The sequence below is a fragment of the Pantoea sp. DY-15 genome, assembly GCF_019795935.1.
In the GTDB taxonomy this organism is placed as follows: domain Bacteria; phylum Pseudomonadota; class Gammaproteobacteria; order Enterobacterales; family Enterobacteriaceae; genus Pantoea; species Pantoea leporis.
This window is the reverse complement of sequence record NZ_JAIMIF010000004.1, coordinates 416,885-434,197: the sequence shown is the minus strand read 5'-3', so window position 1 is coordinate 434,197 and position 17,313 is coordinate 416,885. Positions and strand designations below refer to the sequence as shown.

The window sequence follows — 17,313 nt, the reverse complement described above, 5'->3', positions numbered from 1 at the left end:
TTATTTGAACCCTTTCTCCTTACGAATCAGATCGTAAGCCGCCTGAATCTCCTGCGCTTTCTGCTTCGCCATCTCCATCATCTCCGGCGGTAATCCTTTCGCCACCAGCTTGTCAGGGTGATGCTCGCTCATCAGCTTACGGTAGGCGCGCTTGATGGTGGTGCCATCATCGCTGCTTTTCACGCCCAGCACGCTGCAGGCATCTTCCAGCGTAGGACCGCGTTGCGCCTGCTGATACGCGCCGCCGCGGGAAGAACCGCCGCCACCAAACTGCTGACCGCCTTCCATCATGCGCAGGAACTGATCGAACTGTGCGCGTGAAATACCCAGCTCTTCGGCAATCACATACAGCACCTGACGTTCGTTGGGATGCAGTGAACCATCGGCGAAAGCGGCCTGGATTTGGATTTCCAGAAACATCCGAATCAAATCAAATCGGCCAAAGCAGGCGCTGCGCAGTTCGCGAAGTTTACTACGCAGCGGATAGTCGCTCTGCTTGCCTTCACGGAACGCACGCTGCGCGGCAGTACGTGCATCGCCATGCAGCTGCATGCGATCCATAAATAAGGAAGCAATCTGGATATCCGCTTCGGTGACGCGCCCTTTTGACTTGGTCAAATGGCCCATCACCTGGAATGTAGTACTGAAAAACAGCGTCTGACGCGCCTGGTTATTGGCGAAATAGCCCTGTCCTTTTACGCTGCGCACTTTGTCAAACATGTGACCAATGATCAGACCCAGTACAATGCCCCAAAAGCCTGCCCCGGAAAATATCCCGAGCGCCAGACCAATTACTTTTCCCCAGTAGCGCATAAACTCCTCAATTCGCCATGCTTGCGGCTGAAAATTGCATTATCATACCTGTCATTTATCTCAGCGCCTAACGGCAACGCGGACAGACAAGGATTAACACTGGCGCAACGCCGGGCAGTAAGTTAGTCTCTGACCGGATTGTCGGCATGATGCCAGTTTTCATGGAATTATCGAAACCGCGTATGAAAAAACGTATACCTACCTTGCTGGCTACCATGATTGGTGCAGCGCTTTATAGCCAGTCATCACTCGCCGACGATCTGATGTCGCAGTGCATGCTGGGCGTGCCGAGTTACAACCGCCCGCTGGTCAATGGCGACACCAACTCGCTGCCGGTCACCATCCATTCTGATTCCGCCAAAGGCAACTATCCGGATGATGCGGTGTTCACCGGTAACGTCGATGTACAGCAAGGCAATAGCCGCCTGCGTTCCGACGAAGTGCAGCTGCATCAACGTCAGCAGGAAGGCCAAACCACGCCGGTTCGTACCGTGGATGCGCTGGGTAATGTGCACTATGACGACAATCAGGTCATCCTCAAAGGTCCGAAAGCCTGGTCAAATCTGAACACCAAAGACACCAACGTGTGGAACGGTGATTATCAGATGGTTGGCCGTCAGGGCCGCGGCGATGCCGATCAGATGAAACTGCGCGGTAACAATCGCTATACCATTCTGGAAAACGGCAGCTTTACCTCCTGTTTGCCGGGTTCCAACAGCTGGAGCGTGGTCGGTTCCGAAGTGATCCAGGACCGCGAGGAAGAAGTCGCGGAAATCTGGAACGCCCGCTTTAAGCTCGGCAATGTGCCGGTCTTTTACAGCCCTTATTTACAGCTACCGATTGGCGATCGCCGCCGCTCCGGGTTCCTGATCCCGAATGCGAAATACGGCAGTAATAACGGCTTCGAGTTCATGCTGCCGTATTACTGGAACATCGCGCCGCAGGCCGATGCCACCATCACGCCGCACTATATGGAAAAACGGGGTCTGCAGCTGCAGAACGAATTCCGCTATTTGACAGTGTTTGGTGCTGGCTTGATGGAGCTGGACTATCTGCAGTCAGATAAGCAGTACGACAACGATAAAGCGGTACGCGGTATTGCGCAGGACGATAGCTCCGATCGCTGGCTATTCTACTGGCGCCATTCGGGTGTATACGACCAGCACTGGCGCTTTAGCGCTGACTACACCAAGGTAAGCGATCCCTACTACTTTAACGATCTTGAGTCGAAGTACTACAGCTCCACCGATGGTTACGCCACGCAGAAATTCAGCCTTGGCTACGCAGATACCAACTGGGACGCGACGCTGTCGACCAAAGACTTCCAGGTGTTTGGTAACACCAGCAACAGCAACGTCTATCGTGCGATGCCGCAGCTCGATCTGAACTTCTATCAGAACGATATGGGACCGTTTGATGGTCGAATCTTTGCGCAGGCGGTGAAATTTACCAACGTGAATAGCCAGATGCCTGAAACCACGCGTCTGCATGTTGAGCCAACGTTGAATTTGCCGCTGTCAAACGGCTGGGCGAGTCTCGATACCGAAGCGAAATTCCTGGCAACCCATTACCAGCAGGATGACGTTGAGTATTACAACACCTCGATTAATACCACTCGTGATAATCAGCTGAAAAACTCGGTCAACCGTACGCTGCCACAGTTCAAAGTGGATGGCCGCCTGGTGTTTGATCGCGATATGGACTGGGAACCAGGCTATACGCAGACGCTGGAACCGCGCGTTCAGTACCTTTACGTCCCCTATCGTAACCAGAGCAATATCTATCCGTACGACTCGACGTTGCTGCAAACCGACTACACCGGCCTGTTCCGCGATCGTACTTACAGCGGCCTGGATCGTATCGCTTCAGCTAACGAAGTGGCGACCGGCGTGACCACGCGTATTTATGATAACGATCTGGTTGAACGTTTTAACGTTTCTGTGGGTCAAATCTACTCGTTTACTCCGTCTCGCACCGGCGTAAACCAGACGAACCAGGAAGATGACACCGGCAGCCTGGTTTGGGCCGGCGACACGTACTGGAAAATCAGCGATCGCTGGGGCGCGCGTGGTGGTCTGCAATATGACACCCGCCTCGACAACGTCGCGCAGGGCAATGCAGTAGTTGAGTATCGTCAGGATGCCGATCGTATGGTGCAGCTGAGCTATCGCTACAGCAGCCCGGAATACGTGGCGCAGGCGCTGAATAACTCTAACCTGGTGACTGACCCGATCTACAAAAATGGGATTTCACAGGTGGGCGCCACTGCTAGCTGGCCAATTGCGGATGCCTGGTCACTGGTGGGCGGTTATTACTACGATACGCGCAATAGTCGCCCGGCTGAACAGCTGGTCGGCCTGCAGTACAGCTCGTGCTGCTATGCCATTCGTCTGGGTTACGAACGCAAGATCAACGGTTGGGAAAACAACGACAGTAAGTATGACAACCAAATCTCATTCAACATTGAGCTGCGTGGTCTGAGTTCCAACTATGGCTTAGGCACCAATGAAATGCTGCGTCAGGGCATCATCCCTTACCAGCGCGCTTTCTGATGTTGTGATGTTTGACAGGCTCTCCCGCAGTGCGGAAACAACAATGGATAAAGTATGAAGAACTGGAGAATGCTGATTCTTGGTGTAGCGATTACCGCTAACACTGCGTTCGCAGCCCCACAAGTGGTTGATAAAGTTGCCGCAGTCGTGAACAACGGCGTGGTACTGGAAAGTGACGTTGATAACATGATGCGCACCGTGAAATCACAGGCGCAGCAGGCAAACCAGCAACTCCCTGATGACAAAACCTTGCGTCATCAGATCCTTGAACGCCAGGTCATGGATGCCATCATTCTGCAAATGGGTGAAAGAGCGGGCGTACAGATCACCGATCAGCAGCTGGATCAGGCAATTCAGAACATTGCCGCCCAAAACCGCATGAGCCTCGATCAGCTGCGTAGCCGTCTGGCCTATGACGGTATGAACTACAACGATTACCGTGCGCAGATCCGCAAAGAGATGCTGATTTCAGAAGTGCGTAACAACGAAGTGCGTCGCCGCGTCACTATACTGCCGCAGGAAGTGGATACGCTGGCTACGCAGGTGGGTGCGCAGAACACGCAAGGTACTGAGCTTAACATCAGCCAGATTCTGCTGCCGCTGTCAGAAAATCCGACGCAGCAGCAGGTTGACGACCAGGAAACGCTGGCGCGCCAACTGGTTGCTCAGCTGAAAGGCGGCGCTGACTTCGGCAAGCTGGCCGTAACTTACTCAGCCGATCCGCAGGCGCTGAAAGGCGGCAACATGGGTTGGGGCAAAATTGAAGAGCTGCCAACGCTGTTCTCGCAGGCGCTGAGCACCGCGAAGAAAGGCGATATCGTCGGTCCAATCCGTTCAGGTGTTGGTTTCCACATCCTTAAGGTGAACGACCTGCGTGGCGAAAGCAAAAGCATCTCTGTGACTGAAGTGCATGCGCGTCACATTCTGCTGAAGCCGTCACCGATCCTGACCGACGCTCAGGCGCAGGCCAAAATCGAACAGATCGCAGCGGATATTAAAAGTGGTAAAACCACCTTCGCCGCAGCGGCCAAACAGTTCTCCGACGATCCGGGTTCGGCTAACCAGGGCGGCGATCTCGGCTGGGCATCTCCAGAGATTTACGATCCAGCATTCCGCGATGCATTGCTGAAGTTGCAGAAAGGCCAGGTCAGCCAGCCGGTTCACTCCTCATTTGGCTGGCACTTGATTCAGTTACTGGATACGCGTCAGGTTGATAAGACCGATGCCGCGCAGAAAGAGCGCGCCTATCGCATGCTGTTCAACCGTAAATTCGCGGAAGAGGCGCAAACCTGGATGCAGGAACAGCGCGCCAGTGCTTACGTGAAAATTCTGGATAACAATGGTCAGTAATTATCGTGTGGTGATCACGCCCGGCGAACCCGCCGGGATTGGTCCCGACCTCACCCTGCAACTGGCGCAGCAAAACTGGCCGGTTGAATTGGTGGTCTGCTGCGACGGCGAGCTTTTGCGCCGTCGCGCTGCTTTATTGGGTTTGCCGCTGACGCTACGTGATTATCAACCTGCAGCGGCTCAACCGCAGCAGGCCGGCACGCTAACGTTGCTTCAGGTTGATACCGCTCAACCGGTGACCGCCGGAGAACTCTGCGTCGCCAACAGTCACTACGTACTGGAAACCCTGACGCGCGCCTGTGACGGTTGTCTGAACGGCGAATTTGCCGCGCTGATTACCGGTCCGGTGCACAAAGGCGTGATCAACGATGCGGGCATTCCGTTTACCGGTCATACCGAGTTTTTTGCCGATCGCGCCGGTGGCGATTTAGTGGTGATGATGCTGGCAACGGAAGAGTTGCGCGTGGCATTGGCCACTACACATCTGCCGCTGAAAGATGTTTCTGCCGCGATTACCCGCGACACGCTGCATGAAGTGATCACCATTCTGCATCGCGATCTGCAGCAGAAGTTTGGTTTACCGAATCCCCATATCTTCGTCTGCGGCCTTAATCCGCATGCCGGCGAAAGCGGCCATATGGGCCGCGAAGAGATTGATACCATCATTCCGGCCCTCAACGAACTGCGCCAGCAAGGCATCCAACTTACCGGACCTCTGCCAGCCGATACGCTGTTCCAGCCGAAATACCTGCAACATGCCGATGCAGTTCTGGCGATGTATCACGACCAGGGCTTGCCGGTGCTGAAATTTCAGGGGTTTGGCCGCGCGGTGAATATCACACTTGGCCTGCCCTTTATCCGGACTTCTGTCGATCACGGCACCGCGCTTGAATTAGCCGGTCTCGGTCAGGCAGAACCGGGCAGCTTTATCACGGCGCTTAATCTCGCCATCACTATGATCAAGAGCAGTAATGAATAATCGCGTCCATCAGGGGCATTACGCCCGTAAACGTTTCGGGCAGAACTTCCTGAACGATCAGTACATTATCGATAGCATTGTCTCCGCCATTCACCCGCAAAAAGGTGAAGCTATCGTGGAAATCGGCCCCGGCTTGGGTGCATTAACCGAGCCGGTAGGCGAACGTCTGGATGAGCTGACCGTGGTCGAGCTGGACCGCGACCTTGCTGCGCGTCTGCAAACGCACCCGTTCCTCGGTCCTAAGCTGACCATTTTCCAGCAGGATGCGATGACCTTTGATTTCTCTGCGCTGGCGCAAGAGAAAGGCCAGCCGCTGCGCGTGTTCGGCAACCTACCGTACAACATCTCGACGCCGCTGATGTTCCACCTTTTCAGCTATACTGGTTCGATTAAAGATATGCACTTCATGCTGCAGAAAGAAGTGGTGAATCGTTTAGTCGCCGGTCCGGGCAGCAAAGCTTATGGTCGTTTGAGCGTGATGGCGCAGTACTATTGCCAGGTTATTCCTGTGCTGGAGGTGCCACCAGAATCCTTCACGCCGGCACCGAAAGTGGAATCGGCCGTGGTGCGTTTAGTGCCGTACATGCAGCCACAGTATCCGGTCAGCGATATTCGTCTGCTGAGCCGTATCACCACGGAAGCCTTTGGTAAACGCCGTAAAACGCTGCGCAACAGCCTTGCTCATATGTTTGCGGCTGGTGCGCTGGATCAATTAGAAATCGATGCCTCGCTGCGTGCAGAGAACGTCTCTGTGGCGCAATATTGCCAACTGGCAAACTGGTTGAGCAAGCATCAGGCAGAAACTCCGGAGAGTTGAGTGCATGAGTGATTTGGCCCGCGTCTGTATCCATGTGCATAGTCAGTATGTGGAGTCGCAATCCTTGCCCGACGAGGATCGCTACGTGTTTGCCTACACCATCACCATTCGCAATTTGGGGCGCAGCAACGTCCAGCTGCGTAGCCGCTATTGGCTGATCACCAACGGCAACGGTCGCGAGACTGAAGTGCAAGGTGAAGGCGTGGTCGGCGAACAGCCGCACATTGCGGCCGGCGGCGAGTATCAGTACACCAGCGGCGCGATTCTGGAAACGCCGATGGGCACCATGCAAGGCCACTATGTGATGATCGACGATGCGGGCGAAGAGTTCCACGTCGAGATTCCGGTGTTCCGACTCGCGGTGCAAACCCACATTCACTAATCCTCCTCCGCCCGGCCCGTCCGGGCGGCGCGTTTTAATCGGACTGACAATGAGTACATACCTGATTGGCGATGTTCATGGCTGTTATGACGAGCTTCGTGCGCTGTTGGCGCAGGTTGACTTCGATCCGCAGCAGGACACCTTATGGCTTACCGGCGATTTGGTGGCGCGCGGCCCCGGTTCGCTCGATGTGCTGCGCTATGTAAAATCGCTGGGAAATTGCGTGCGCCTGGTGCTGGGTAATCATGACCTGCATTTGCTGGCGGTGTATGCCGGTATCAGCCGCAACAAGCCGAAAGATCGCCTGACGCCGCTGCTGGAAGCCGATGATGCCGATGAGTTGATCAACTGGTTACGTCGTCAGCCGCTGTTGCAGGTAGATGAAGAGAAGAAGCTGTTGATGGCGCATGCGGGCATTACGCCGCAATGGGATTTAGAGACGGCGCAGCTGTGCGCGCGTGAAGTGGAAGCGGTGCTCTCCAGCGACAGCTATCCGCTGTTTCTGGATGCGATGTATGGCGACATGCCAAACAACTGGACGCCGGAACTCAGCGGTCTGGCGCGACTGCGCTTTAGCACTAATGCGCTGACGCGCATGCGCTTCTGCTTCCCGAACGGCCAGCTGGATATGATCTGCAAAGAGTCGCCTGAATCAGCGCCGCCGCCGCTCAAGCCGTGGTTTAAGGTGCCGGGCAAAATCGACAGCGACTATACGCAGATCTTTGGTCACTGGGCATCGCTGGAAGGTAAAGGCACACCGGAACATGTGATTGGTCTGGATACCGGCTGCTGCTGGGGTGGAACATTGACGCTGCTGCATTGGGAAACCAAACAGTATTACGTACAGGCATCCAATCGCGAACAGGCGATGGCCGAAAGCGCGGTGAGTGCGCATCCACCGTTAAGTGATACGCCGTAAATAAAAAACCCCGCATAAGCGGGGTTTTTTATGGTTCGCCATCACTGGCAACGTTACGTGCGGCGATCAAGGATCTCGAAGCAGTAGCTGTGCGAGTTCTGCTCATCGGCGTCATGAAATTCGCTGAAGGTTGACTGCCACTCGTCCGGTTCGTAATCCGGGAACTGCGTATCCCCTTCCACTTCCGCATCGATATGGGTCAGGTAGAGGCGATCCGCGCGAGCCAGCATCTGCTCGTAAACGCGTCCACCACCAATCACCATCATCTCTTCGACATCACCCGCCGCTTTTACCGCCTCTTCCAGCGATGTCACCCAGGTGACGCCTTCGTGGTTGCCCGGCTGGCTGCTGACCACAATGTTCAGGCGTCCAGGAAGCGGGCGGCCTATCGATTCAAAGGTCAGACGACCCATAATCACCGGCTTATTCAAGGTATTACGTTTAAACCATGCCAAATCTGCTGGCAGGTTCCATGGCATGGCGTTTTCCATACCAATAATGCGATCCGCTGCCAGTGCCGCGATCAGACTAATCATGTTAAAAGACCTACTGGAAAAAATTGGCGCCATCATACGTAAAGGCGAAACTTTCGTCGATAGGCCGCCCCCGCTATTTGCGTAAAGCTCCGATGCCACCGCACTTTTGTTATTGGACAGAGTTTTACACCGACTTTCCCGGCAATTGCGGGGCGAGGAGCCAGAAATTGCTGACGAGGCGGCACAACTCCGCGCGAAACGTCGCGTTATTGGTATCGCAGTGTAAAGAAAAGCGCACTCTGTGCAAAAAAAGAAAACGGCTCCCGCAGGAGCCGTTGAAACGCTTTAGAAATCGTAGCGTAGACGCACCAGATTCACGTTGCCCAGTGACTTGTCGGTGCTGGAGGTGATGACATATTCGTAGTCGACACGGAAGCCGTAATCCAGCTGCGCACTCACGCCAACGCCGTTATCAATGCGCTTGTAGTCACGTCCGTTGACGAATTCCAGACGGTCGCCCATGAAGTAAGGCTGAATAGATTTCACCGCATACTGGCCAATTGGGAATTTGTAGCCGGCAAAGTATTCGATGCCCCACGCGTCATCCGCGAAGTAATTGTTAACGGTATTACGTTTGGTTGGGGAGAAGTTCTCATACCAACCCGCTCCGGCTGACAGCGTCCAGTTATCCGGCGTCCAGCTCAGAGCGGTACCGTAGATATTCTGGTCATAGCGTTTGCTGTCGCCATTGCCTGGATTGCGGATATCGGCGCGGGTGTAGTTCCACGCAGTGCCCCATGCCAGGTCTTTGGTGATGTGATAGTTCACACCCAGCGAGCCGCCGCCTTTACGCTTATAGCGCAGGCCGTTACCTGGCAGGAACTCATTATCTTCAAACAGGTACGACGCATACACATCCGCATCGCCGAAGGTATTTTTGTACTTCAGCATTTTGCGCGAACGGTAAGAACCATCGTAATCACCATTGATGCCATTGCCCGGCGCCTGCGCCAGCATGTCGTAATCCCAGATATCGGTCTTCGCTCCTACGACATCGTAGTAAACGCTGTTCTGCTGACCAAAGTAGAGCTCACCCAAGGTGGCGCTTTTGAAGCCAGTATAAAGTTGGCGGCGCGAGGTGTTATTCGCACCATCTGCATGATGATTGTCCCAACCCCACCAGGCCGGGAAGTTAACGCCCAGCTCGTAGTAACCGACCCAGCTTACGTCGTCGAACAGGTAATAATTGGCGCTGAAGCGGAAGCGTGAGCCGCCGTCGTAGCCATTACGTTTGTACGATTTGTCGTTTACGCCATTCTGATGTTGGAACTGCGGACGAATACTGCCGCCCACTTTGAAGTCGAGACGGCTTAGCGCATCGCCCGCCTGTGGATCCTGCTTGAGTAAAGTAATTTCCGCCTGGCTGGCGAGTGGCGCCGCTGCGAGTAACGCAGCAATAGCGCTGAGAGTGAAAGCACGCATTTGCATTTTTTATATCCCAGTTAAGGTGAGCGCTCTATTAGTGAGCGAGCGAAATAGTACGGTGCGCTAACTGGGATCTTATTTATAATTTTGTGCGGATATTCCGAGGTGTAACGCTTTCCGCATCAACTGATAAAACATATGTCAAATCAATAGGATTTTTACAGATAAGGAAATGCGGGCATTGGTAAAAGGATAAAAAAACGGCCCCCGCAGGAGCCGTTAATGGGTAGCCAATTGGAATCAGCCTTTAATTTGCGCGTGCATTTCCTGCACCGAAATTACCTGCTCCGTTGGATCCGCGTTCAGCGCCATCGCTGTGGCAAAACCGCCGTTCAGCGTGGTGTCGTAATGCACTTTGTACTGTAGCGCGCTACGACGAATCAGCTTGGAGTCTTCAATCGCCTGACGTCCCGCCGTGGTGTTGACGATGTAGGTATATTCGCCATTCTTCAGGCGATCCTGAATGTGCGGACGACCTTCATGCACCTTGTTCACCAGACGTGGATTGATGCCCGCTTCGCCCAGCACCACTGCGGTACCGTGTGTCGCATCCAGCTCGAAACCAAACTTCTGCAGTTTTGCCGCCAGGTCGACGATACGTTTCTTATCGCCTTCACGCACTGACAGCAACGCGCGACCGGTTTTCTTCATGTTGCTCTGCGCACCCAGCATCGCTTTGGCGAAGGCTTCAGCGAAGGTGCGACCGACGCCCATCACTTCACCGGTAGAGCGCATCTCTGGGCCGAGGATTGGGTCAACGCCTGGGAACTTGTTGAACGGCAGCACCACTTCTTTCACCGAGTAATACGGTGGAATTACTTCTTTGGTGACGCCCTGTTCAGCCAGCGTTTTACCTGCCATCACGCGCGCGGCAACCTTCGCCAGCGCCACGCCAGTGGCTTTCGACACGAACGGCACGGTACGCGCGGCACGTGGATTCACCTCAATCAGGTAAACTTCATTGTCCTTCACCGCGAACTGCACGTTCATCAGGCCACGTACGTTCAGCTCGAAGGCCAGTTTTTCCACCTGCTGACGCATCACGTTCTGGATTTCAGTGCTCAGCGTGTAGGCCGGCAGTGAACACGCGGAGTCACCGGAGTGCACGCCCGCCTGCTCGATGTGCTCCATGATGCCGCCAATCAGTACGCGCTCGCCGTCGCAAATCGCATCAACATCCACCTCAACCGCATCATCGAGGAAGCGATCCAGCAGCACTGGCGCATCGTTAGAGACCGACACCGCCGTCTGGAAGTAACGCTTCAGGTCGATTTCGTCGTAAACGATCTCCATCGCGCGGCCGCCCAGCACATAAGAAGGACGCACCACCAGCGGATAACCGATCCCAGCTGCTTTCTCAACGGCCTGTTCCAGCGTGGCAACGGTGGCGTTAGCCGGCTGCTTCAGGCTCAGGCGATCAACCGCCTGCTGGAAACGCTCACGGTCTTCTGCACGGTCAATCGAGTCCGGGCTGGTACCAATCACCGGCACGCCAGCCGCTTCCAGCGCGCGTGCCAGTTTCAGCGGCGTCTGGCCGCCGTACTGTACGATGACGCCTTTCGGCTTCTCGATACGCACGATTTCCAGCACATCTTCCAGCGTGACCGGCTCGAAGTAGAGGCGATCCGAGGTGTCGTAGTCGGTTGAGACGGTTTCCGGGTTACAGTTGACCATGATGGTCTCGTAACCGTCTTCACGCAGCGCCAGCGCCGCATGCACGCAGCAGTAATCAAACTCGATGCCCTGGCCGATACGGTTTGGACCGCCGCCCAGAATCATGATTTTTTCACGATCCTGGTTTGGATTGGCTTCGCACTCTTCCTCGTAGGTTGAGTACATATAGGCGGTGTCGGTGGCGAATTCAGCCGCGCAGGTATCAACGCGTTTATAAACCGGATGCAGGTTAAATTGCTGACGCAGCTTACGGATTTCGCCTTCAGATACGCCCGCCAGCGCGGCCAGACGGACATCAGCAAAGCCTTTACGCTTCAGCGCGCGCAGGAACTCCGCGTTCAGCGAGTTCACACCTTCGCGTTCAACCTGCTCTTCCAGACGCACCAGCTCTTCAATCTGCACCAGGAACCAGCGATCAATGTTGGTGAGGTTGAACACACCATCAACTGACATGCCGGCGCGGAACGCATCGGCGATGTACCAGATACGGTCAGAACCGGCATCTTTCAGTTCGCGGCGAATGCGCGTTAACGCTTCTGGATCGTCGAGGCTGACTTTCGGGTCGAAACCGTTGGCACCGACTTCCAGACCGCGCAGCGCTTTTTGCATCGATTCCTGGAACGTGCGGCCAATCGCCATCACTTCACCGACCGATTTCATCTGCGTGGTCAGACGATCGTTGGCACCGGCGAACTTCTCGAAGTTGAAGCGAGGAATCTTGGTAACGACGTAGTCGATAGAGGGTTCGAACGACGCAGGCGTTAAGCCGCCGGTGATGTCGTTCATCAGCTCATCAAGGGTAAAGCCCACCGCCAGTTTCGCCGCCACTTTGGCAATCGGGAAGCCGGTCGCTTTTGAAGCCAGCGCTGACGAACGCGATACGCGCGGGTTCATTTCGATGACGATCATACGGCCATCTTTCGGGTTCACCGAGAACTGGACGTTCGAACCACCGGTTTCGACACCGATTTCACGCAGTACCGCCAGCGAGGCGTTACGCATGATTTGATACTCTTTGTCGGTCAGAGTTTGCGCGGGCGCCACGGTGATAGAGTCACCGGTGTGGATGCCCATTGCATCGAAGTTTTCGATCGAGCAGACGATGATGCAGTTGTCGTTTTTATCACGTACCACTTCCATCTCGTACTCTTTCCAGCCAATCAGCGACTCATCAATCAGCAGCTCATTGGTTGGCGACAAGTCCAGACCGCGTTCGCAAATCTCTTCGAACTCTTCGCGGTTATAGGCGATACCGCCGCCGGTGCCGCCCATCGTAAAGGAAGGGCGGATGATGCACGGGAAGCCAACGTCTTCGGCCACCGCCAGCGCTTCTTCCATGGTATGCGCGATACCGGAACGAGCGGTGCCCAGACCAATGCTCTTCATCGCCACGTCGAAGCGACGACGATCTTCGGCTTTATCAATGGCATCGGCAGTTGCACCAATCATGGTGACGCCGAACTCAGCCAGCACGCCCTGACGCTCCAGCTCCAGCGCACAGTTCAGCGCTGTCTGGCCGCCCATGGTTGGCAGCACCGCATCCGGACGCTCTTTTTCGATAATCTTGCGTACCACTTCCCAGTGAATCGGCTCGATGTAAGTCGCATCGGCCATTTCCGGGTCGGTCATAATAGTTGCCGGGTTCGAGTTCACCAGAATGACGCGGTAGCCCTCTTCACGCAGCGCTTTACACGCCTGCGCACCGGAGTAGTCAAATTCACATGCCTGGCCGATAACGATCGGGCCAGCACCAAGAATCAGGATGGATTTTATGTCTGTACGTTTTGGCATCGTGGGCTCCTGATTACTTCGCGTTAGAACGGTATGCTTTGATCAATTCGATAAAGTGATCGAACAGTGGCGCCGCATCGTGCGGGCCTGGGCTCGCTTCCGGGTGTCCCTGGAAGCTGAAGGCCGGTTTGTCAGTGCGATGAATGCCCTGCACGGTTTGGTCGAACAGCGACACATGCGTCACGCGCAGATTGGCCGGTAATTGGCTGTCATCAACCGCAAAACCGTGGTTCTGTGCGGTGATCATCACGGTGTTGTTATCAAGATCTTTTACCGGATGGTTGCCGCCGTGGTGGCCGAGTTTCATCTTGATGGTTTTGGCACCGCTCGCCAGCGCTAACAGCTGATGGCCAAGGCAGATACCGAATACCGGAACATCGGTTTTCAGGAACGCCTGAATGGCGTTAATGGCGTAGTCGCATGGCTCCGGGTCGCCAGGACCGTTCGACAGAAAAATACCGTCTGGATTAAGTGCCAGAACCTCTTCCGCCGGAGTTTGCGCCGGCACGACCGTCAGGCGGCAGCCGCGATCCACCAGCATGCGCAGGATGTTGCGCTTGGCGCCGTAATCGTACGCCACCACATGGAACGGCAGCTCTTCCGCCGTTTTCTGCTCCGGCAGGTCACCTTCCAGTGTCCAGCTGCCCTGCTGCCACGCGTAGGTTTCCGCGGTGGTCACCTCTTTCGCCAGATCCATGCCTTTCAAGCCTGGGAACGCCTGCGCTTTCTGCAGCGCCAGTGCGGCATCCGGACTATCACCCGCAATAATGCAGCCGCTCTGTGCACCCTTCTCGCGCAGCAAACGGGTCAGTTTGCGCGTGTCGATATCGGCGATGCCAACGATGTTATTGCGCTGCAGGTAAGCTGCCAGACTTTCTTCACTGCGGAAGTTGCTGGTAATCAGCGGCAGATCGCGAATAACGAGGCCTTGAGCATGGATTTGGCTGGATTCTTCATCGGCGGCGTTAACGCCAACATTGCCGATATGGGGATAAGTGAGGGTAACGATTTGGCGGGAATAGGAAGGATCAGTGAGGATTTCTTGATAACCGGTCATTGAAGTGTTGAAAACAACTTCCCCCACTGCCGACCCCGTAGCCCCGATGGCCCGACCGTGGAATTGGGTTCCGTCTTCCAGAACCAAGAGCGCTGACTTAATCAAAACATCCTCCAGGGAATAAACAGTCACAATATTTGCATATTAATTCAAAAGCAGTACCAGAATCAATGCAAAACCCGCCTGAGTACTCGAATTTTGGCAAATTGCGCGCATTCTAATGATCGCCCCGCACCTTGTCTACAACATGTGGTTATTTTTTTGTATATTTCGGGCAACTGAATGTTAAAAACGGTGAAAGGCGATAAAATAGTGGGATAACTCGGAAAAATAATCGGTTGCCTGACGGCGATAATGGCAAACTGGTGCTGGCACGCATAAATTTTTGACCAAACGGTCAAAATTAGCCATCGCAAGCCTGATAATTATACATTAACTACGATAAATAAGCACTTCGAACCCATAGTATAGCAAAGCTGTCATTTATAGATAAAATAAAGGGCAATGATTACATTGCCCTCGTCAATCAATGTCTTACCGATTGAAATAACCACATCACGATGGTTCACAACACTCACAACATCGATAAATCCAGCACATCACGCATATCATAAAGGCCAGATTTCTTGTTCTTTAACCAGCTTGCCGCTTTAACTGCACCATTTGCAAAGGTCATACGGTTGGAAGCCTTGTGGCTAATCTCTACGCGCTCACCAATATCTGCAAACATAGCGGTGTGTTCACCGACGATATCACCAGCGCGCACGGTAGCAAATCCGATGGTTTGCGCTTTACGCTCACCGGTATGACCTTCACGGGCATACACCGCGTGTTCATCCAGATTCCACTTCATGGCATCGGCAATCGCTTCGCCCATCGCCAGCGCAGTGCCTGATGGTGCATCAACTTTGTGACGATGGTGCGCTTCTACAATTTCAATGTCCGCGTAGTCGCCCATCACCTTCGCCGCCTGTTGCAGCAGATTCAGCACCAGATTGACGCCCACGCTGAAGTTGGCGGCAAACACGATGCCTATCTCTTCGGCGGCCGCGCGAATCGCCGCTTTGCCTGCTTCATCAAAACCGGTGGTACCGATTACCATCGCTTTGTTGTGCTGGCGGCAAAACGCCAGATACTCCAGCGTGCCTTCCGGACGGGTGAAATCGATCAGGACATCGAAGTCGTTAACCACCTTTTGCAGGTCGTCAGAGACGATCACGCCCGTTTTGCCGATGCCCGCCAGTTCGCCAGCATCTACGCCCAGCAATGACGAACCGCTACGCGCCAGTGCTGCGCCAAGCGCAACACCTTCCGCCTGCTGTACGGCCTGAATCAAATTGCGTCCCATGCGACCCGGCGCACCAACGATAGCAATGCAGATTTCACTCATAATTATTCATTCCTGATACAAATCTATGCATGTAAAGCGTAAACAGGTTAACGGTCAGATAACAGTCACGCCACAATAATAAAGGGATATAAGAATTTTATGCCAGCCGCGAAACATTATCAGTAAAAGCAATCCCGCATGCTGGAAGCAGGATTTTCTACAGCGACAGGCAAAGAAAAGGCCGAACAATGTCGGCCTGATTTTACTGCGGTGTAAACCGCTTACTGCACGATTCGCACGTCGACGCGCAGCTCTTTTGGTACTTCAAACACGATGTTCTCTTCACGGCCAATCAGCTCAATCGCCGCTTCACCGCCGAGCTCACGCAGACGTTGAATCACCTGTTGCACCAGAATATCAGGAGCAGAAGCGCCCGCGGTGACGCCGATGACCTGCTTGTCTTTGACCCACTCTTCCTGGATGTCATCAGCCGAATCAATCAGCTTCGCCAGCTTACCAGCACGCTGCGCCAGTTCGGCCAGACGGTTCGAGTTAGAAGAGTTTTTCGATCCCACTACCAGCACCACTTCAGCATCACGCGCTAAGACGCGTACCGCTTCCTGACGGTTGGTGGTGGCGTAGCAGATGTCATCCTTACGTGGACCGATAATCGCCGGGAAGCGCTGACGCAGTGCATCAATCACGTCCGAAGTATCATCGACTGAAAGTGTGGTCTGCGTCATAAAGCACAGGTTGCTCTCATCTTTGACGTTCAGCTTGAACACATCTTCCGGCGATTCCACCAGATACATGCCGCCGTTAGGATTGCTGTACTGGCCCATGGTGCCTTCCACTTCCGGATGCCCCGCGTGACCAATCAGAATCGCTTCAACACCTTTACGGCTAGCGCGCGCCACTTCCATATGCACTTTGGTCACCAGCGGACAGGTCGCATCAAACAGCATGGTGAGGTTACGCGCTTTGGCTTCGGCGCGAACCGCTTGCGATACGCCGTGCGCGGAGAAGATCAGAATGGCGTTATCCGGCACTTCAGCGATCTCTTCAATGAAGATCGCCCCACGTTCGCGCAAGCTGCTCACCACGTAGCGGTTATGCACCACTTCGTGACGCACGTAGATGGGCGCGCCATACATCTCCAGCGCGCGCTCAACGATGCTGATGGCGCGATCAACGCCTGCGCAGAAACCGCGTGGGTTAGCTAACAGGATTTGCATCGTTGGCCTCCAGCGCCGGATCAATCTCCAGCACTTCAATGTCAAACTGAATGCGCTGGCCCGCCAGCGGATGGTTGAAGTCTACGGTGATCGAGTCACCGGACACTTCACGAATCACGCCAGGCATTTCGCTGCCGCCGCGGCCGCTGAACAGCATGATGGCACCCACTTCCGGCTCGCCCGCATCGTTAAAGTCACGACGTGAGAAGTACTGAACCAGATCCGGGCTGGTGCCGCCAAACGCATCTTCCGGCTCCAGCGTAAATGCGTGCTTGTCGCCCACTTTACGTCCGAGTAGCTGCTGTTCCAGCGCGCCCGACAGGCTGCCATCACCCAGACGGAACAGCGCAGGTTTGCCGTTGGCGCGCGTGGATTCGGCCGTCGAGCCATCCTCCAGCTTCAGCGTAAAATGCACCAGCAACGCGCTATCGCGCTGAACTAAGTCTGTCATCA

Annotated in this window: 14 protein-coding genes; 6 read left to right on the top strand and 8 right to left on the bottom strand. The window is 54.7% G+C overall.

Annotation, left to right across the window (positions count from 1 at the left end):
* Nucleotides 1-813 (bottom strand): co-chaperone DjlA, encoded by an 813-nt coding sequence (djlA, locus tag K5Y32_RS17120; RefSeq protein WP_061718138.1) that lies wholly within the window; start codon nt 811-813, stop codon nt 1-3.
* 182 nt (nt 814-995) lie between these two features.
* Between djlA and lptD the strand changes: the two genes are divergently transcribed.
* Genes lptD through apaH form a run of 6 tightly spaced genes read left to right on the top strand, consistent with a single transcriptional unit; the run spans nt 996 to nt 7,812 of the window.
* Nucleotides 996-3,365: an LPS assembly protein LptD gene (gene lptD / locus K5Y32_RS17115; protein ID WP_255602681.1), complete on the top strand. Its 2,370-nt coding sequence runs from the start codon at nt 996-998 to the stop codon at nt 3,363-3,365.
* Between the two features lie 54 nt (nt 3,366-3,419).
* Complete coding sequence (gene surA / locus K5Y32_RS17110; protein WP_101762137.1) at nt 3,420-4,715, top strand: peptidylprolyl isomerase SurA; 1,296 nt, start codon at nt 3,420-3,422, stop codon at nt 4,713-4,715.
* A complete protein-coding gene (gene pdxA, locus K5Y32_RS17105) occupies nt 4,705-5,694 on the top strand; it encodes a 4-hydroxythreonine-4-phosphate dehydrogenase PdxA (RefSeq protein WP_176970727.1) in 990 nt (329 codons plus the stop codon). The genes surA and pdxA overlap by 11 nt, the downstream gene beginning before the upstream one ends.
* Entirely contained in the window at nt 5,687-6,511 is an 825-nt protein-coding gene (gene rsmA / locus K5Y32_RS17100) for a 16S rRNA (adenine(1518)-N(6)/adenine(1519)-N(6))-dimethyltransferase RsmA (protein ID WP_008108647.1), read from the top strand. Before pdxA ends, rsmA begins: the two co-directional genes overlap by 8 nt.
* Before the next feature lie 4 nt (nt 6,512-6,515).
* Nucleotides 6,516-6,893 (top strand): Co2+/Mg2+ efflux protein ApaG, encoded by a 378-nt coding sequence (gene apaG / locus K5Y32_RS17095; protein WP_101762139.1) that lies wholly within the window; start codon nt 6,516-6,518, stop codon nt 6,891-6,893.
* A 49-nt stretch (nt 6,894-6,942) separates the two neighbouring features.
* On the top strand, nt 6,943-7,812 hold the full coding sequence (apaH, locus tag K5Y32_RS17090; RefSeq protein ID WP_110867508.1) for a bis(5'-nucleosyl)-tetraphosphatase (symmetrical) ApaH: 870 nt from the start codon (nt 6,943-6,945) through the stop codon (nt 7,810-7,812).
* A 53-nt stretch (nt 7,813-7,865) separates the two neighbouring features.
* On the opposite strand, the gene folA is transcribed toward apaH, so the two are convergent.
* From folA to fkpB, 7 genes are all read right to left on the bottom strand, one after another.
* A complete protein-coding gene (folA, locus tag K5Y32_RS17085) occupies nt 7,866-8,348 on the bottom strand; it encodes a type 3 dihydrofolate reductase (protein ID WP_137385137.1) in 483 nt (160 codons plus the stop codon).
* Nucleotides 8,349-8,633: 285 nt separating this feature from the next.
* A complete protein-coding gene (locus K5Y32_RS17080; RefSeq protein WP_101762142.1) occupies nt 8,634-9,776 on the bottom strand; it encodes a porin in 1,143 nt (380 codons plus the stop codon).
* 237 nt (nt 9,777-10,013) lie between these two features.
* On the bottom strand, nt 10,014-13,238 hold the full coding sequence (carB, locus tag K5Y32_RS17075; protein ID WP_101762143.1) for a carbamoyl-phosphate synthase large subunit: 3,225 nt from the start codon (nt 13,236-13,238) through the stop codon (nt 10,014-10,016).
* A gap of 13 nt (nt 13,239-13,251) precedes the next feature.
* The gene (gene carA, locus K5Y32_RS17070; RefSeq protein ID WP_222185250.1) at nt 13,252-14,400 is read right to left on the bottom strand and encodes a glutamine-hydrolyzing carbamoyl-phosphate synthase small subunit; all 1,149 of its coding nucleotides are present in this window, start codon (nt 14,398-14,400) and stop codon (nt 13,252-13,254) included.
* 469 nt (nt 14,401-14,869) lie between these two features.
* On the bottom strand, nt 14,870-15,685 hold the full coding sequence (dapB, locus tag K5Y32_RS17065; RefSeq protein ID WP_222185249.1) for a 4-hydroxy-tetrahydrodipicolinate reductase: 816 nt from the start codon (nt 15,683-15,685) through the stop codon (nt 14,870-14,872).
* A gap of 221 nt (nt 15,686-15,906) precedes the next feature.
* Nucleotides 15,907-16,860, bottom strand: a complete 954-nt coding sequence (gene ispH, locus K5Y32_RS17060) for a 4-hydroxy-3-methylbut-2-enyl diphosphate reductase (RefSeq protein WP_222185248.1) — start codon at nt 16,858-16,860, stop codon at nt 15,907-15,909.
* Nucleotides 16,841-17,311 carry an FKBP-type peptidyl-prolyl cis-trans isomerase gene (fkpB, locus tag K5Y32_RS17055; protein WP_101762146.1) on the bottom strand — a complete coding sequence of 157 codons (471 nt, stop codon included), beginning with the start codon at nt 17,309-17,311 and terminating at the stop codon, nt 16,841-16,843. The genes ispH and fkpB overlap by 20 nt, the downstream gene beginning before the upstream one ends.
* Between the last annotated feature and the right edge of the window lie 2 nt (nt 17,312-17,313).